This is a genomic window from Bacillus sp. 5B6, from assembly GCF_000259405.1.
In the GTDB taxonomy this organism is placed as follows: Bacteria; Bacillota; Bacilli; order Bacillales; family Bacillaceae; genus Bacillus; species Bacillus velezensis.
Map to the genome: position 1 here is coordinate 1,089,045 of NZ_AJST01000001.1, position 15,271 is coordinate 1,104,315.

Sequence of the window (15,271 nt, forward strand, 5' to 3'; positions counted from 1 at the left end):
GTATTGTCCGGATACAGAAAGGGTGAAGAACATGAAATGGGGTTTAGTGGTCATAGCGGCCGTATTTGAAGTGGTATGGGTCACCGGCCTGAAACATGCTGATTCGGCACTGGCGTGGAGCGGCACGATTACGGGAATCATCATCAGTTTTTATCTATTAATCAAGGCGACAGACAGCCTCCCCGTAGGAACGGTATATGCGGTCTTTACCGGACTCGGAACAGCGGGCACCGTGCTCAGTGAAATCCTGCTTTTCAAAGAACAGGCCGATCCGGTGAAAATCGTGCTGATCGGCGTTTTGCTGATCGGTGTCATCGGATTAAAGCTGGTCACACAGGATAAGCCTGAGACGAAGGAGGAGAAGGCGTAATGCATTGGATCAGCCTGATAGCCGCGGGTCTTTGTGAAATGCTCGGGGTCATTTTAATGAATCAATTTCAAAAAGAAAAGAAAGTCAAATGGATTCTTTTCATTATCGCCGGATTTGCGGCTTCTTTTTCCCTGCTTTCTTATGCGATGGAAACAATCGCGATGGGCACGGCCTATGCGATCTGGACCGGTATCGGCACAGCGGGCGGCGCACTAGCCGGCATTCTTTTCTACGGCGAGCAGAAGGATGCGAAGCGCATCTTTTTCATTGCGCTTATTTTATGCGCTGCCGTAGGGCTGAAAATTCTTTCGTAAATTGATTTTTATCAAATCTTCAGTATAATCTATTAGTAAGTTACGAATTATGAAGATACGAGGGATTAAAACAGATGAATTCATATATGACACAGCGGCTGAAAGAATACCGCCGCGGGAATGAGGAAAAAGGGCGCCTGCTCGTCAGCTGCCCCGACCAGCCGGGAATTGTATCGGCCGTGTCGGCGTTTTTGTTTGAACATGGCGCAAACATTATTGAATCAAATCAATATACGACTGACCCTGAAGGCGGACGGTTTTTTCTTAGGATCGAATTCGACTGCAAGGGCATTCGTGAGAAAAAAGAGGACTTACAGCAGGCGTTCGCCTCAATCGCCCAGACATTCGGCATGACATGGAGCCTGTCTCTGGCAAGTGAGCTGAAGCGAGTGGCGATCTTTGTATCGAAGGAGCTGCACTGCCTTCATGAACTGATTTGGGAATGGCAAAGCGGCAATATGATGGCCGAAATTGCGGTCGTCATCAGCAACCACGAAGAGGCCAAAGAAGTGGTCGAACCGCTGAATATTCCGTTCCATTACATGAAAGCTAACAAAGACATCCGCGCCGAAGTGGAGCGGCACCAGCTTGAGCTGCTTGAGCAGTATGAAATTGACGTGATCGTTCTCGCCCGCTATATGCAGATCTTGACGTCTGATTTTGTATCTGCCCATCCGAATCGGATTATTAACATCCACCATTCATTTCTGCCGGCCTTTATCGGCGCTAATCCGTATAAACGGGCTTATGAGCGGGGAGTGAAATTAATCGGCGCGACATCTCACTATGTGACGGACGATCTTGACGAGGGGCCGATTATTGAACAGGATATTGAACGCGTCGATCACAGAGATCACGCAGAGGATCTGAAGAATATCGGCAGAACGATTGAACGGAGCGTGTTGGCAAGAGCCGTAAAATGGCATCTGGAAGATCGCGTCATCGTTCACGGAAACAAAACGATCGTATTTAATTAATGACGGTCCGCCGGGGAGGCGGACTGTTTTTTATGGACGAAAATATCTTGACAAGAACCTGTTTTCTTTGCATAATATAAAAAAATCATTGAGCGTTGAAGAGGATCAGTACGCAGAACTTTCTGTGACAGAGAGCAAAATGGCCCGCTGAAACATTTTGCCGCATGAAACCTGCCGAACCTGCCTTGGAGTCCTGAGGGGAAAACTCAGGCGCGATAACCTGGCGTTACAGGAAAGCGGGACGCGTGAAAAACGCGTTCAAACAAGGTGGTACCACGGAAAGCCCATTTCGTCCTTATTTTTCAGGATGGAATGGGCTTTTTTTATTGACGAGAGCCGGTTTGGATTGATTGCCACGGAGGAGAAACGATGAAAAAACAAAGAATTGTTGTGAAAATCGGGAGCAGCTCGCTCACCAACAGTAACGGAAGTATTGATGAAGCAAAAATCAAGGAACATACGGAAGCCATTTCTTTATTAAAAGAAAACGGGCATGAAGTGATCCTCATTACCTCAGGCGCGGTGGCAGCGGGTTTTTCCGCTCTCGGCTATCCGTCGCGACCCGTTACGATAAAAGGAAAGCAGGCAGCTGCCGCAGTCGGCCAGACGCTTTTAATGCAGCAATATATGGACCATTTAAAAAGATACGGTCTGACGCCGGCACAAATTTTATTAACAAGAAATGATTTCTCAAAAAGAGAGCGGTACAGAAATGCCTATGCCACTGTAATGGAACTGTTGGAGCGCGGCGTCGTGCCGATTATTAATGAGAATGATTCCACATCAGTTGAAGAGCTGACGTTCGGTGATAACGACATGCTTTCGGCGCTTGTAAGCGGTTTGATTCATGCAGACCAATTAATGATTCTCACAGACATTAACGGGCTGTACGATGCCAATCCGAATGAAAACCCGGACGCAAAGCGGTTCGACTATCTGAATGACATCACACCAGAATTGCTCGGGTATGCCGGATCAGCAGGCTCAAAGGTCGGCACCGGAGGCATGAAGTCAAAACTTCTCGCCGCCCAGACCGCATTGTCGCTCGGGGTGAAGGTGTTTATCGGAACCGGCTCCGGACGGGAAAAACTGATGGGAATTTTAGACGGAAAAGGCGACGGCACATATATCGGCGATAAAGACCTGTCCTCAGTGAATAATACACGGCAATGGATCATGTTTCATTCTCCGATATCAGGGGAAATCATCATTGATGGGGGAGCGGAGCAGGCGATGATCCATAACGGGTCAAGTCTCCTCCCGGCCGGCGTCGCCGATGTCTGCGGCAGTTTTCCGAAAGGGGCCGTAGTGGAAGTCAGAGGACCCGGGGGCATTATCGGCAAAGGGCAGACGCAGTACTCATCCGATGAAATTTTAGAAGCCAAAGGGAAGCGGAGCGACCAGCTTTCAGGAACGAAGCAGGTGGAAGTGATTCACAGAGATGATTGGGTGAATTTATTTGACGAGGGGGAACACAAATGAGTGAAGTATTGCAAAAGGCGGCTTTGGCAAAAGAAGCGGCTGCCGAAATGGTCATGAAAACGACGGCTGAAAAAAACGAAGCGCTCCAATGTATTGCAGACGGACTCAGAAATGAACGCCGGCTGATTTTAACAGAGAATCAGAAAGATATTGAAGCGGGACGGAACAGAGGACTGACACCTGACATTATTGACAGGCTGACTCTTGATGAAAAACGCCTGCTCGATATCGCGGACGCCGTGGAACTGTTAATCGGTCTTGAAGACCCCGTCGGTGAGTCGCTGGAGACCATTCAAAAAGAGAATGGATTATCCATTGAAAAAATCCGCGTGCCCCTCGGAGTAGTGGGCATGATCTATGAGGCCAGACCGAATGTTACCGTAGACGCGGCCACACTCTGCCTGAAAACCGGAAACGCGGTTGTGCTCAGAGGAAGTTCTTCCGCCATCCACAGCAACATAGCGCTTGTCAGTGTGATGAAACGCGCACTTGGGCTGTCAAAGCTTCCGATTGATGCCGTTCAGCTCATAGAAGATACAAGCAAAGAAACCGCCAAACAGCTCTTTACATTAAATGACGGGCTGGATGTATTGATCCCGCGCGGCGGTAAAAATTTAATTGATCTTGTGGTCAGGGAATCAACCGTACCCGTTTTAGAAACCGGAGCGGGCAATTGCCACGTGTACATAGATGAGTCAGCAGATCCTCAAATGGCAAGCGAGGTCGTCATCAATGCCAAAACACAGCGTCCTTCGGTCTGCAACGCGATTGAATCTCTTTTGATTCATGAAAAATGGGCCGAAGAACACGGGCGAAAGCTGCTGAATCAGCTGACAGAAAAAGGGGTGGAGCTCCGAGGAGACCAGATGATTTGCAGACTGGAGCCTCAAGCGAAACAAGCAGAAGAAGCCGATTGGGGAGCGGAGTACCTGGCGCCGATTCTCAGTGTGAAAACGGTGCAGGACGTACAGGAGGCGGTCCGCCACATTCAGCAGTACGGTACAAACCATTCAGAAGCCATTCTGACGGAGAACGCCGAGCATGCGGCTTACTTCCAGACCGCCATTGATGCCGCCGCCGTGTATCATAATGCTTCAACCCGGTTTACGGACGGTTTTGAATTCGGATACGGAGCCGAAATCGGCATCAGCACGCAAAAGCTTCACGCGAGAGGGCCGATGGGGCTTCCGGCGTTAACATCTACAAAAATCATCATTAAAGGAAACGGACAAATCCGGGTATAATCTTTTAAGCTTATCCTTCAAAAAGGGTAGGCTTTTTTTATGCGGAAAGATTGACGCCCTCTATTATATTGTGTAATATTAAATTGCACACAATATATAAAATAGAGGTGAATTTACATGACAAAACCATTATTTACTGCAACCGTATCAGCTGCCGGCGGACGTGAAGGGAAAGTCACGTCTTCTGACGGAGTGCTGAATCTTGATGTTGCCATGCCGGGAACGCCAAGAGCAAAAAAGCTCGAACATGCCACAAACCCTGAACAGCTGTTTGCCGCAGGATATTCAGCCTGCTTTGACAGCGCTCTTCAGCTCGTAGCAAGAAAAGAGCGTCTGAGTATTGAAACAGAGGTCACTGCGCATGTCAGTCTGCTGAAAGATGAAGCAGACCAAGGATATAAACTAGGCGTTACGCTTGAGGTCAAAGCATCCGGCATTGATAAACAGGAGCTTGAAGCCCTTATCCAAAAAGCTCACGGTGTCTGTCCGTATTCAAAAGCGACAGCGGGAAATATTGAAGTGAAGCTTCTGGCAGCAGAATAAAAATAAGGATGCCCATTCGGGGCATCCTTATTTTTTGCCGTGCAGCGTATTCAAAACCTCATAAAGCGCCTGCTTTAACTGCTTTAATTCCTCTTTTGACCGTCCCGTCTGTTCCAGCATGGCAATGGGAATATCCGCCGCTGTTTTCTGCAAGGCCCGTCCTTCATCTGTGAGCCTGATCGTCACGGACCGCTCGTCTTCAGCCGATCGCTTTCTCATGATGATTCCGTGCTGCTCCATCCGTTTCAGCATCGGTGTCAGCGTTCCGGAATCAAGGTACAAAAGCTCTCCCATCCGTTTCACATTCAGTTCTTCGTGCTCCCATAATAAAAGCAGTGCCAAATACTGGGGATAAGTTACGTTGAGCTTATCAAGCAGCGGTTTGTACCGCTTCGTCATTTCCCTTGAGCTTGCGTACAGCAAAAAACAAAGCTGATTCTCCAGTTTCATATGTTCAAAATCTTTTTCTGCCATTACTTCTTTCACCAACTCTTTGTTTGTTAACGTTACCCCTATTGTAGCCGAAAAACGGCCCATTTCCTATTCCAATCATGTTTAAAAATATGAGCAGGGGCAATATATACAGTAAGTACAATGAGGAGGCTGATAATAATGGCATTATTTACTTCAAAAGCGACCGCAGTCGGCGGACGAGCAGGACATATTAAATCCGAAGACGGGGTGCTGGATTTTGACATCATCATGCCGAATGCAAAAAAAGACGGAGAAACCGGCACAAACCCTGAACAGCTCTTTGCGGCAGGATATGCTGCCTGCTTCGGGGGAGCGCTTGAGCTCGCCGCCCAAAAACAAAAAATCGACATGACCTCTGAAATTGAAGGACAGGTCAGCCTTTTAAAAGATGAGAGTGACGGAGGTTACAAAATCGGCGTAACGCTCGTCATTGATACAAAAGATCTTGACAAAGAAACGGCGGAGAAGCTTGTGCAGGCCGCTCACGAGTTCTGTCCGTATTCAAAAGCAACAAGAGGAAATGTAGACGTCAAACTTGAATTAAAATAAATCAACGAACGAATATCCCGGATTTTATATCCGGGATATTTTATTAACGAAAACATCAGTAATGATCTCTTCTCTCCCGGAATAAGAATACGATATAGCACTTTTGCATAATGACACCAAGAGAAAAGAGGGAGATATCGATGTCTCTTCCAAACATACCGAACATCACCCCCGACATTACACTCTCCAGATGTGAGACCCTGAACCTCCTTCTTTCTTCCGTGGCTATGGAAGAAATCGGACTATCCCATATTCTGCAGGCGGAAGCGGAAAGGATTCAAATGTTTCTCGGCGCTTCCGGCGATCCCTCCTTGGAGGAATTGTCATCAATCAATAGAAGCACTGAACGGCTCCTGCGCACCGTCATGAAATCACAACTCCTTTTGCAGACGAAGCTTGAGGACATTATCTTCTTACAGGATTCTGAAGCCTGTATGGACCCGGACGACCCAAGCAATCCGAGTAATCCGGGCGATCCTGATGACCCGTGGAATCCGGACGACCCAAGTAATCCGAGTGATCCGGGCGATCCCGATGACCCGTGGAATCCGGACGACCCAAGTAATCCAAGTGATCCGGGCGATCCTGATGACCCGTGGAATCCAGACGATCCCAGTGATCCGGAAGATCCGTGTGACGGCCTGTTTTACGGCCGCATTGGCTGCTGTGAGTGCGGGGATTGTGAGGACTGCGGTTGGAAGAAAAAAGGCGGGGAGCGTTCATAAAAAAAGAGACGGGTGAAGCATATGCCGTATCCAAGCATTTCAAAAGCGAAACAGGCATCTTTTGAAGCCATGCATTGTCTCACGATTGCGCTGTTACATATATTATCTGTGACCGTGGATAAAAGAAGGGGTTCAAATTACAAAGAAGAAATCAGGCTGTTCTCCGCATTGTGCCGCTGGCAGATGGAAACAGGCGGCCGTCTGTTTTTAATGATCAGCCTGGAAGAAGAGCAGAAGCAGATGTATGAGCGGCACTTTCTTGAAATGAAGACAGTTACGGAACGAACGAAAAAATTCATTTTTGAAAGCCCGCGCGAATTCCGGGCGCATCCCATTACGAAGCGGGCTGTCAGGCAGCTTCAGGAATGGGATACGGAAACTGCCGAACCTGCCGTCAGATGGGTGCGGCCTGTCATCATAACGATGAACGGCACTCCTGAACGGCCTTGGTTCAATCAACAACTCCAAAATCGGGAAAGGTGAGAAAATGAGCGGAAATGCTGAATGTAAACTGACTCTTTGCATGATTGTGAAAAACGAGGAGAGATACATCTCCCGTTGTTTATCAAGTGTACAAGACATCGTTGATGAGATTGTCATCGCAGACACCGGATCACAAGATAATACAAAAGATATATGCAAAAGCTTTCAGGCAAGAGTGTTTGATTTCGAATGGGAGAATGATTTCGCAAAGGCCAGAAATTACGCCCTGCAGCATGCCGAAGGAGATTGGATTTTAGTGCTTGACGCGGATGAAGAGCTCGATCAGGAGACGGGCCGCTTTTTAACTTCGCTGCTTCATGACGGATTACCGAGCCGGGGTCTTTTGAAAATCATCAATTATACGGGGAAGCAGCTCGATGAAAACGAAGCGTTTGAAAGCATGCAGCCGAGACTGTTCCGCAATCATAAAGGCCTTCTGTATCAAGGCAGAATTCACGAGAATATCTCGGCTCCCAATGAGGAAGAAAACAATGCTTTTTTCGCGCTCCCATGTGTGATTCATCACTACGGCTACTTGGAGCAGGAAGAAAAGATCAAGCAAAAACATAAACGGAATATCAGCATTTTAAATGAAGAGCTTTCAGAGGAAAATCCTGATCCGTGGCTTGTCTATCATTTGGCAAGTGAATGCTACAGAATAAAAGACTATGAAAAAGCATTACATCTTGTCAACGGCTCAATTTTTCAATTTTTAAGCGAAAAACGAATGCCTCCGTCTCTCCTGTATTATTTGAAATATACAATATTGCTTGAGCTCAAACGGTATGAAGAAGCCGAACAAGGGATTGAAAAAGTGCTCAAGCTATATCCTGATTACAGCAATCTTCATTATTATAAAGGCCTTGTATTATATCATTTGGAAAAGTACAGAGCGGCAATCAAAGCATTTGAAAACGGAACGCAGGTTGAAGGAGAAAACGCTGATCACTTCATTTTAAAAGGTGCTGCCGATTTCAGAGCTTTTTATTATATGGCCAAATGCCATGCTGCATTAAACCATGATATGACGGCCATCGCTTACGCCAAAAAATCGGTGAAGTTCAATCCTCAATTTAAACCCGCACAAGAGCTTCTGTCTCAATTAAAAAAGGATCAGCGGACAAACGCCTGATCCTTTTTTGCATGTTCCATTAAGATAATCGAATAATGTTTAAAGCTGCACCGGCGCTTCCTCCAAGCAATGTGGCCGCGCCCAATAATCCGAACAGCTGAAGCTGGATGGTGCTGCCTGCTGGCAATGTCACAATAAAGGAGTTATTAAAGTTTGCCAAAGACGCGACCGGGGCGATAATCGAACTTGCAGGAGGAGTGCCGTTGATTAAAATACGCGAACTTACAAGCAGGCCGGCCGTTAAATTAATATGGTAGGAAATATAGTACCGTCCTGCCGGAGCAACGGTAAATATGGTATTTGCGGCATTAGCCGTAATATCTGCCGAAAGGTTTTGTTCATTCGGTAAGGGAATGGTCGTGCCGCCGGCAATAACTGCGACAACACCGCCGCCCGTATTGCTCGCATAGCCGGAAGTTGCTGTCAGACTTGTTCCGGTGATTCCGGTCGGTCCGGTGCCGCCAGTAGCGCCGGTGCTTCCCGCCGCAGCTAAAAGTGTATAGTCAGCTGAGGCTCCAGGGGTTCCCGCCGGGCTGTTTACGTTTGCGACGTAAGAGCTGCCGTTATACAAGACAACCTGTCCGGTTGTGTAAGTGGGGGCGATCAGCGGATTAAAAGCAACAATCCCTTGAAGACCCGCACCGGTGACCCCCCTCGGTCCGGTTGGCCCCGTCGCTCCGGCCGGTCCGATTGCTCCCGTAGGTCCTGCGGGCCCGCCGGCTGGCCCCGTCGGCCCCGTAGCACCAGTCGGTCCCGCCAGTGTAGGGATATTTGAGATACTGTCCAATTTTGAACCGAGAAGAAGCTCCTGTTTCATTAAGCTGTCAAGCGTATCCCGGACGCTCTCATTCAGGTTAAGAATATCAGCAAGACTTGACGGGGGTCCTGTTAATCCGGGAATCGTTCCGAGCGCGTATTGGATTTTTTCCCCTTCCGCATTCAGAATATGTGCCATTCCCAGCTCTTCCATAGCAATTGACGAAAGAAGAAGGTTAATGGTATCGTCTCTGGAAAGTGTAACGACAGGGGTGATATTGGGCAAATTAGGCTGTGACACAATGTCCCTCCTTATGAGTTGGCTGAAAATCATTTTATTACGAACAAAGTTCCCCGAAATGAGCGTAAGCAGTACTGTATCATTATATTCACGGATTCTGTCCAAGTTTCTGATTCCCTTCATTAACCAATTGAGCGGGCTATACCGCTGTTTTTGATTTCATCATATATGAAGGAAATACTTTAAATATAGAGAAAATACATCGCACAGCATTCGCAAATCGGTCAAAATGACAGCGGGACATGTGATCGTCTATAAAGCGATGGCTATATATCTTGTGCGTTTCCTGCAAAAACTCTCTTTTTCATTTCAAGTTTTCTGTATACAAGGGCGAGTAGCATGGATGGGATCGTACAAACAATCATTCCGATAAAGGCATACCGGGGTTCAATTTCATATAAAAAACCTCCGAAAATAGTAAATACCGCAGTGCTCCAGCTGAGAGCAAGCGCTGAATATATGCCTTGGGCATTCGGGATTTGCGCGGGTGAAATATTTTTAATTAAGTATTTCATAAATGCATAGTGTCCCATCGCGAATGAACAGGCATGCAGCGTCTGCGCAATACAGAAAATGATGACATGCGGAAAGGCAAATACGAGTATCCAGCGTACGGTAGCACCAAGCGCCGCCAGAGCGAGCAAAGAGCCTGCCGTAAATTGATGAAAGTATCGGTCCGCGATTGCAAAGAAGATAATCTCCGCGATAACGGCGATGTTGATGATGATTCCGATGGCATATGCGGGCGTATCGATTTCCTGCAAAAAGAGATAACCGTAATTGTAGTAAGATGCATGTGCCGCCTGCAGTAAGATAACGATTGCAAGCACCAGACCGAAATATTTGATGCGGAATAAGGCAAACATGCCCTCTTTTCTTGCGCGGTCTGTTTCCGGCCGTTTTGAAAGAACAGCTGGCGCATGCATAAAGCTGAGACATGCGAATATCAGGGTGCCCAAAAGCAGTGCCCATAAAATCGCTTGATCTCCGAATATACCTGTAAAGACGGACAGGATGACGCCGGCTGAAACAAAACCCGCGGACCCCCACTGGCGGCTTGTCCCATAAGCCTTTAATTCGTTATGCTGTACAAGGACGCCGCAAGCGCTGTCTAAAGCAGGCATTAAAGCAGGGTAAAACACATGCAGCACTAATGTGACAAGAAGCAGGCTTTGAAAAGAATCAGCGGGAATATAACATAAAAGTGCGAGAAGCGTCCCGATTCTGGCGCCGTTTAATAAGGCTTTGCTGCTGAATTTTCCTGATAAATAAGGGAAGAAAAATAATGTGGAAATCCCTCTTGCCGCCAAGCCCAGGCTCATAATGAAACTGGCTTCGGATACGGAAACCCCTTTTATATGCACCATCCATCCCGTCCAATAGGGCAGAAAAACACCCCATGTCATAAAAAAACTAAAAAAATGCAGACTCATCCAGCGATATGCTTTCATTCCCGTTCCTCCTTTAATTGGCATGTTATCATGTAAAGACATAAAGACAATATGAGATATCTCATATTTTTGGGGTGGACGATGGAAATTTATAAAGGCGAGAAAAAGCGGCATCAGTTAAAAAAACACTCAATCGCGCATTTATTCTCTTTCCCCGCTGAAGAGTTTATGGAAGTGCGCGAATATGAGCGGGACGAATGGATTATTCAAGAGGGCAGGAGGCCTGACTTCCTGTTTTACGTGATTGAAGGAAAAGCGAAAATATATGTAACCCATCAAAACGGGAAAGTTTCTTTAATTAATTTTATCAACAAAAATGATTACATCGGAGAGATGGAACTATTACATGAAGTGTATTACACAAAAGGAATTCAAGCCTCAGCGAAGACTGTTTGTTTTGCTCTGCCTATTTACCGCTGCCGCGCGCAATTGCTGCAGGATGCGAAATTCCTGCGTGAGTTGGCTAAGTTTTTAAGTGCTAAGGCAACGCTTATGGCTTCGAAATATTCACAAAGTCTGGCGTTCCCGCTTGAAAACCGGCTGGCTGATTTTATTTTGCAGACGGCTTATGAAGGGGTTTATAAAGAGAAGCACGTAACGGTCTGTGATTATTTGGGTGTATCTTACCGTCATCTCTTGCATGTGCTGACGCAATTCTGCCAAAAAGGGTATTTGCAAAAAGAAGGGCGGGGCTATCAAATTAAGCAGCATGATTCACTAAGTGAACTTGCGGAGGCGCTGAAGAATAAGTAGCACGCCAAGAAAAAACAGCCACCCGCGATTTGCGGATGGCTGTTTTCATTATACAAGCTGAGCTTGTTTTTTTCGTGCCTGTTTCGCGGCGTCGACCATATTTTTTAATGCCGCAACGGTTTCTTCCTGCTGTCTTGTTTTCAGTCCGCAGTCCGGGTTTACCCAGAAGCGGTCAGTCGGACACACTTCAAGCGCGTCATCAATAATTTGATAGATTTCTTCAGTTGCCGGCACACGCGGGCTGTGAATGTCGTATACACCGAGTCCGAGGCCTTTCACGTAAGGATGTTCTTTCAAGTATTCTAAAAATCCTCCGTGGCTTCGGCTGTGTTCGATTGTAATGACATCCGCGTCAAGATCATTGATCGTATCTACGATATCTTCAAAGTTGCTGTAACACATATGCGTATGAATCTGCGTCTCATTTTGCACAGAAGACGTCGTTAACCGGAATGCTTCTGCGGCCCAAGTTAAATATTCATCCCAATCCTGCGTTTTTAACGGCAGTCCTTCGCGGAGCGCGGGTTCATCCACTTGGATAATCTGAATACCGGCATCTTCAAGCGCTTTTACTTCTTTTCTGAGGGCAAGCCCGATCTGGAAGGCGATTTCTTTTCTTGAAATATCCACACGCGGGAATGACCAGTTTAAGATGGTGACAGGTCCCGTCAGCATGCCTTTCATGTGTTTTTCCGTCAGCGATTGGGCGTAGACCGTATCTTTTACCGTCATCGGTTCGATAAATTCGACATCTCCGAAAATGACAGGCGGACGTACGCAACGTGAACCGTAAGACTGCACCCATGCATATTTCGTAAAGGCGAATCCGGCCAGTTTTTCACCGAAGTATTCGACCATGTCCGTCCGCTCAAATTCTCCGTGAACGAGCACGTCTAAGCCGATTTCTTCCTGAATGTCAACCCAGCGCTTCGTTTCCGCATTAATAAAGGCTTGGTACTGTTCATCCGTCCAATCTTTTTTCCGCCATTTTTGCCGTGCGCTTCGCACCTCGGCAGATTGAGGGAAGCTTCCGATTGTCGTCGTCGGCAGAAGAGGAAGACCGAGTGATTCATTCTGCAACGCCAATCGTTCTTCAAAGCTTGCCGGACGGGAGAAATCTTTTTCCGTCAGCTGATTCAGCTCTTCTTTTTGAGCTGAGTTCGCTCCTGTTGCGAATGCTTTTAAAGCCTTAAGTGCCGCTTTTGATTCTTCGATCTGCTCACTGACGGCCGCTTTGCCGGACAGAAGCCCTTCTTTTAAGACGCCGAGTTCCGCCAGTTTTTCTTTAGCGTATGACAGGCCGTTCAGCAAATCCTTTTCAAGATGCTCGTCAGGGTGTTTCGCCACCGGCACGTGCAGAAGGCTGCTTGAAGGCTGAATCCATAACTCCTCAACATCAGCGTGGCTGAGGATATCCAGAGCCGCATCAAGGCGTTCTTCAACATCGATTTTCCAAATGTTCCGGCCGTCGACCACACCGGCTGCCAGCACTTTATCTTTCGGGAAGCCGTGCTTTTTCAGCTGCTCAAGGTTTCTGCCTTTATCATGTACGAAGTCAAGCCCGATTCCCTGTACAGGGTAAGAAACGAGTTCTTCATATGCATCAACCGAATCGAAGTATGTCTGCAGGAGGACATTCAGTCCTGAAAGCTCTTTTGTGATCGCCTCATAGAGGTCTTTGGCGGCGCGGACGTCTTCAGAAGAAGCTGTCACAAGGGCAGGCTCATCAATCTGAACCCATTTGACGCCTTCTGCTTCAAGCTCTTTCAGCAGCTGCACATAAAGAGGAACAAGGCGCTTTTGAATCGCTTTCGCTTCTGATTCTTCGTATCCTTTCGCAAGCGTGACGAATGTGTACGGACCGACGATGACAGGTTTTGTTTCCGCTCCGAATTCTTCTTTGATCCGGCGGTAGTCGTCAAGCTGTTTGTTTCTCGTCAGACGGAATTCAATGCTTTCGTCATATTCAGGAACGATGTAATGGTAGTTGGTATTGAACCATTTCGTCATTTCACTGGAAACGGCGTCTTTTACACCGCGGGCAATCGCAAAGTATGTATCAACGGGATCCGTGATGCTGCGGAATCTTTCCGGAATCCAGTTAAAGCTGACGGCTGTATCAAGCACATGGTCATAATGGGTGAAATCAGAGACCGGCACGATATCGATATGTTGGTCAAGCTGTGTTTTGACAGCTGATAAGAATAAACCGTCAAGCTCTTTAAGAAACGTTTCTTTATCAGTGTTACCTTTCCAATAAGCCTCAAGCGCTTTTTTCCATTCTCTGTTCAAGCCGATTCTCGGAAAACCGAGGTTCGAAGTTTTGATTGTTGTCATTAAGTTTCCTCCTTTAAGTGAGATGTAACAAAAAAGCCTCTTTCTCATGAGAGAAAGAGGCTTTAACTTCAAAATGCAAGCCTCTCTTATCTCTCAGATCACGTCTGATGGAATTAGCACCGTGCCTTATGAGACAATCGTCTCGGCGCAAAAATCACGCGCCCCATTTCACAATGGAATTACGGTCGGTTGCTGTTGGGGTCAAAAGGCCAATCCCTCGCCCAACTCTCGATAAGAGAAAATATTTCAATTTTTTTGAAAAGTTACATCATTTGTTGGTTATCTTATCAGCTTATTCAGATCACTGTCAATAGAAAATCTCACAATTTAAAAATTGGTGATGTGACAAGCTGATTAATCATTATACGAGAAAAATATCAGAAAGACAGCAGCTGTGCCTGTTCGGCTCTTTCCATCAGCACTTCAGGCGCGTCTAAATACAGAAATCCGTTCCCGGCCAATGTTTTGGAGATGTCCAAAGGAAGGGTCCGCCGCACGAGCTGGGCGTAGACTTCAGCCTCAGAAAGCGTCCGCTGAAACGCGTCCTGTTCAAGCCCTTTTATTAAGGCAAGCGCTCCGCTCACATGCGGGGCGGCCATTGAAGTGCCCGTCAGCTTCCCGTATTTATGGTTGGGAAGGGTGGAGAGAATATTTTCTCCCGGAGCCACCAGGTCAATCTCTTTATTTGCGTTTGAAAATTCAGACGATTTACGGGCGATTGAGACTGATCCGACTGCGATCACTTCGTTGTAAGCGGCCGGATACGACAGTTCCTCTGTACGCTCGTCTCCGTCGCCTTCGTTTCCTGCCGCGCAAACGACCAGAACACCGCTTTTTACCGCATTTGTGACGGCTTCTTTCAATTCAGGCACATCGCTTGGCCCGCCGAGTGACATGGAAATGATATCGGCCTTTTGTTCAACGGCGTAGTTGATGCCGTTAATGATCCATTCGTATTTGCCGCTGCCGTTTTGACCGCCGAGAACTTTAACGATTAAAAGGCTTGCTTCCGGCGCGACACCCGAAATTCCGCCGTTTGAATCATTGGCGGCAATCGTTCCGGAAACGTGTGTCCCGTGTCCGTTATAATCGGAAATCGCGTCTTCTTTGCCTCCGTCATCATCGGTGAAGTTTTTCCCGCCGACAACCCGGTCTTTCAAATCAGGATGATTGATGTCGCAGCCTGTGTCAAGCACCGCGATTTTAATATCCTTGCCTTTAAACCCTTTTGCCCACAACTCTGGCGCCTTAATCACTTTAATCCCCTCAGGAAGCTCGTTCACATCCATGATCTGTTCATCCGTGACATAAGGAATCAAATGCATTTCACCATTCATAAAAAAGCCCTCCTTTTTTATGCTTGCGAGTGGATACAAGGGT

General features: G+C 47.1%; 16 protein-coding genes, 1 riboswitch and 1 other annotated feature. Of the genes, 11 read left to right on the forward strand and 5 right to left on the reverse strand.

Annotated elements, in window-relative coordinates:
• Window positions 1-31: 31 nt before the first annotated feature.
• The 6 genes from MY7_RS05455 to MY7_RS05480 all read left to right on the forward strand — a co-directional run bounded on the left by MY7_RS05455 (window position 32) and on the right by MY7_RS05480 (window position 4,930).
• Window positions 32-370: a DMT family transporter gene (locus MY7_RS05455; protein WP_007407236.1), complete on the forward strand. Its 339-nt coding sequence runs from the start codon at window positions 32-34 to the stop codon at window positions 368-370.
• Window positions 370-684, forward strand: coding sequence for a DMT family transporter (locus MY7_RS05460; RefSeq protein WP_007407235.1), 315 nt, complete (start codon window positions 370-372; stop codon window positions 682-684). The genes MY7_RS05455 and MY7_RS05460 overlap by 1 nt, the downstream gene beginning before the upstream one ends.
• 74 nt (window positions 685-758) lie before the next feature.
• Window positions 759-1,661, forward strand: a complete 903-nt coding sequence (purU, locus tag MY7_RS05465) for a formyltetrahydrofolate deformylase (RefSeq protein ID WP_007610875.1) — start codon at window positions 759-761, stop codon at window positions 1,659-1,661.
• 86 nt (window positions 1,662-1,747) lie between these two features.
• Window positions 1,748-1,961: a binding site (T-box leader), on the forward strand.
• 69 nt (window positions 1,962-2,030) lie between these two features.
• Entirely contained in the window at window positions 2,031-3,143 is a 1,113-nt protein-coding gene (proB, locus tag MY7_RS05470) for a glutamate 5-kinase (RefSeq protein WP_007610876.1), read from the forward strand.
• The gene (gene proA / locus MY7_RS05475; RefSeq protein ID WP_007610878.1) at window positions 3,140-4,387 is read left to right on the forward strand and encodes a glutamate-5-semialdehyde dehydrogenase; all 1,248 of its coding nucleotides are present in this window, start codon (window positions 3,140-3,142) and stop codon (window positions 4,385-4,387) included. Before proB ends, proA begins: the two co-directional genes overlap by 4 nt.
• Window positions 4,388-4,504: 117 nt before the next feature.
• Window positions 4,505-4,930, forward strand: coding sequence for an organic hydroperoxide resistance protein (locus MY7_RS05480; protein WP_007610880.1), 426 nt, complete (start codon window positions 4,505-4,507; stop codon window positions 4,928-4,930).
• A 27-nt stretch (window positions 4,931-4,957) separates the two neighbouring features.
• On the opposite strand, the gene MY7_RS05485 is transcribed toward MY7_RS05480, so the two are convergent.
• Window positions 4,958-5,467, reverse strand: a complete 510-nt coding sequence (locus tag MY7_RS05485; protein WP_007610881.1) for a MarR family winged helix-turn-helix transcriptional regulator — start codon at window positions 5,465-5,467, stop codon at window positions 4,958-4,960.
• A gap of 75 nt (window positions 5,468-5,542) precedes the next feature.
• Here MY7_RS05485 and MY7_RS05490 point away from each other — a divergent pair, with 75 nt between their 5' ends.
• The 4 genes from MY7_RS05490 to MY7_RS05505 all read left to right on the forward strand — a co-directional run bounded on the left by MY7_RS05490 (window position 5,543) and on the right by MY7_RS05505 (window position 8,293).
• Entirely contained in the window at window positions 5,543-5,953 is a 411-nt protein-coding gene (locus tag MY7_RS05490; RefSeq protein WP_029325869.1) for an organic hydroperoxide resistance protein, read from the forward strand.
• 140 nt (window positions 5,954-6,093) lie between these two features.
• Window positions 6,094-6,678 carry a hypothetical protein gene (locus tag MY7_RS19880; protein ID WP_029325870.1) on the forward strand — a complete coding sequence of 195 codons (585 nt, stop codon included), beginning with the start codon at window positions 6,094-6,096 and terminating at the stop codon, window positions 6,676-6,678.
• Window positions 6,679-6,699: 21 nt separating this feature from the next.
• Complete coding sequence (locus MY7_RS05500; protein WP_029325871.1) at window positions 6,700-7,161, forward strand: hypothetical protein; 462 nt, start codon at window positions 6,700-6,702, stop codon at window positions 7,159-7,161.
• A gap of 4 nt (window positions 7,162-7,165) precedes the next feature.
• Window positions 7,166-8,293 carry a glycosyltransferase gene (locus MY7_RS05505; protein ID WP_007610886.1) on the forward strand — a complete coding sequence of 376 codons (1,128 nt, stop codon included), beginning with the start codon at window positions 7,166-7,168 and terminating at the stop codon, window positions 8,291-8,293.
• Between the two features lie 19 nt (window positions 8,294-8,312).
• On the opposite strand, the gene MY7_RS05510 is transcribed toward MY7_RS05505, so the two are convergent.
• Together MY7_RS05510 and MY7_RS05515 are read right to left on the reverse strand one after the other, a co-directional pair.
• Window positions 8,313-9,350 carry a BclA C-terminal domain-containing protein gene (locus tag MY7_RS05510; RefSeq protein WP_007610888.1) on the reverse strand — a complete coding sequence of 346 codons (1,038 nt, stop codon included), beginning with the start codon at window positions 9,348-9,350 and terminating at the stop codon, window positions 8,313-8,315.
• Between the two features lie 266 nt (window positions 9,351-9,616).
• Window positions 9,617-10,801, reverse strand: coding sequence for an MFS transporter (locus tag MY7_RS05515; protein ID WP_029325872.1), 1,185 nt, complete (start codon window positions 10,799-10,801; stop codon window positions 9,617-9,619).
• Between the two features lie 81 nt (window positions 10,802-10,882).
• Here MY7_RS05515 and yeiL point away from each other — a divergent pair, with 81 nt between their 5' ends.
• Window positions 10,883-11,554 carry a transcriptional regulator YeiL gene (gene yeiL / locus MY7_RS05520; RefSeq protein ID WP_029325873.1) on the forward strand — a complete coding sequence of 224 codons (672 nt, stop codon included), beginning with the start codon at window positions 10,883-10,885 and terminating at the stop codon, window positions 11,552-11,554.
• Between the two features lie 48 nt (window positions 11,555-11,602).
• On the opposite strand, the gene metE is transcribed toward yeiL, so the two are convergent.
• Complete coding sequence (gene metE / locus MY7_RS05525; RefSeq protein ID WP_003154751.1) at window positions 11,603-13,891, reverse strand: 5-methyltetrahydropteroyltriglutamate--homocysteine S-methyltransferase; 2,289 nt, start codon at window positions 13,889-13,891, stop codon at window positions 11,603-11,605.
• A gap of 83 nt (window positions 13,892-13,974) precedes the next feature.
• Window positions 13,975-14,129, reverse strand: a riboswitch (SAM riboswitch).
• Between the two features lie 139 nt (window positions 14,130-14,268).
• On the reverse strand, window positions 14,269-15,228 hold the full coding sequence (locus MY7_RS05530) for a S8 family peptidase (RefSeq protein WP_007610894.1): 960 nt from the start codon (window positions 15,226-15,228) through the stop codon (window positions 14,269-14,271).
• Window positions 15,229-15,271 lie beyond the last annotated feature (43 nt).

Excerpts from the sequence above, each read along its gene's own strand:
- MY7_RS05485 (WP_007610881.1), bottom strand. The coding sequence starts at position 5,467 with ATGGGCCGTTTTTCGGCTACAATAGGGGTAACGTTAACAAACAAAGAG.
- MY7_RS05505 (WP_007610886.1), top strand. The coding sequence starts at position 7,166 with ATGAGCGGAAATGCTGAATGTAAACTGACTCTTTGCATGATTGTGAAA.
- MY7_RS05460 (WP_007407235.1), top strand. The coding sequence starts at position 370 with ATGCATTGGATCAGCCTGATAGCCGCGGGTCTTTGTGAAATGCTCGGG.
- MY7_RS05530 (WP_007610894.1), bottom strand. The coding sequence starts at position 15,228 with ATGAATGGTGAAATGCATTTGATTCCTTATGTCACGGATGAACAGATC.
- proA (WP_007610878.1), top strand. The coding sequence starts at position 3,140 with ATGAGTGAAGTATTGCAAAAGGCGGCTTTGGCAAAAGAAGCGGCTGCC.
- MY7_RS19880 (WP_029325870.1), top strand. The coding sequence starts at position 6,094 with ATGTCTCTTCCAAACATACCGAACATCACCCCCGACATTACACTCTCC.
- MY7_RS05490 (WP_029325869.1), top strand. The coding sequence starts at position 5,543 with ATGGCATTATTTACTTCAAAAGCGACCGCAGTCGGCGGACGAGCAGGA.
- MY7_RS05480 (WP_007610880.1), top strand. The coding sequence starts at position 4,505 with ATGACAAAACCATTATTTACTGCAACCGTATCAGCTGCCGGCGGACGT.
- proB (WP_007610876.1), top strand. The coding sequence starts at position 2,031 with ATGAAAAAACAAAGAATTGTTGTGAAAATCGGGAGCAGCTCGCTCACC.
- metE (WP_003154751.1), bottom strand. The coding sequence starts at position 13,891 with ATGACAACAATCAAAACTTCGAACCTCGGTTTTCCGAGAATCGGCTTG.
- yeiL (WP_029325873.1), top strand. The coding sequence starts at position 10,883 with ATGGAAATTTATAAAGGCGAGAAAAAGCGGCATCAGTTAAAAAAACAC.
- purU (WP_007610875.1), top strand. The coding sequence starts at position 759 with ATGAATTCATATATGACACAGCGGCTGAAAGAATACCGCCGCGGGAAT.
- MY7_RS05500 (WP_029325871.1), top strand. The coding sequence starts at position 6,700 with ATGCCGTATCCAAGCATTTCAAAAGCGAAACAGGCATCTTTTGAAGCC.
- MY7_RS05515 (WP_029325872.1), bottom strand. The coding sequence starts at position 10,801 with ATGAAAGCATATCGCTGGATGAGTCTGCATTTTTTTAGTTTTTTTATG.
- MY7_RS05455 (WP_007407236.1), top strand. The coding sequence starts at position 32 with ATGAAATGGGGTTTAGTGGTCATAGCGGCCGTATTTGAAGTGGTATGG.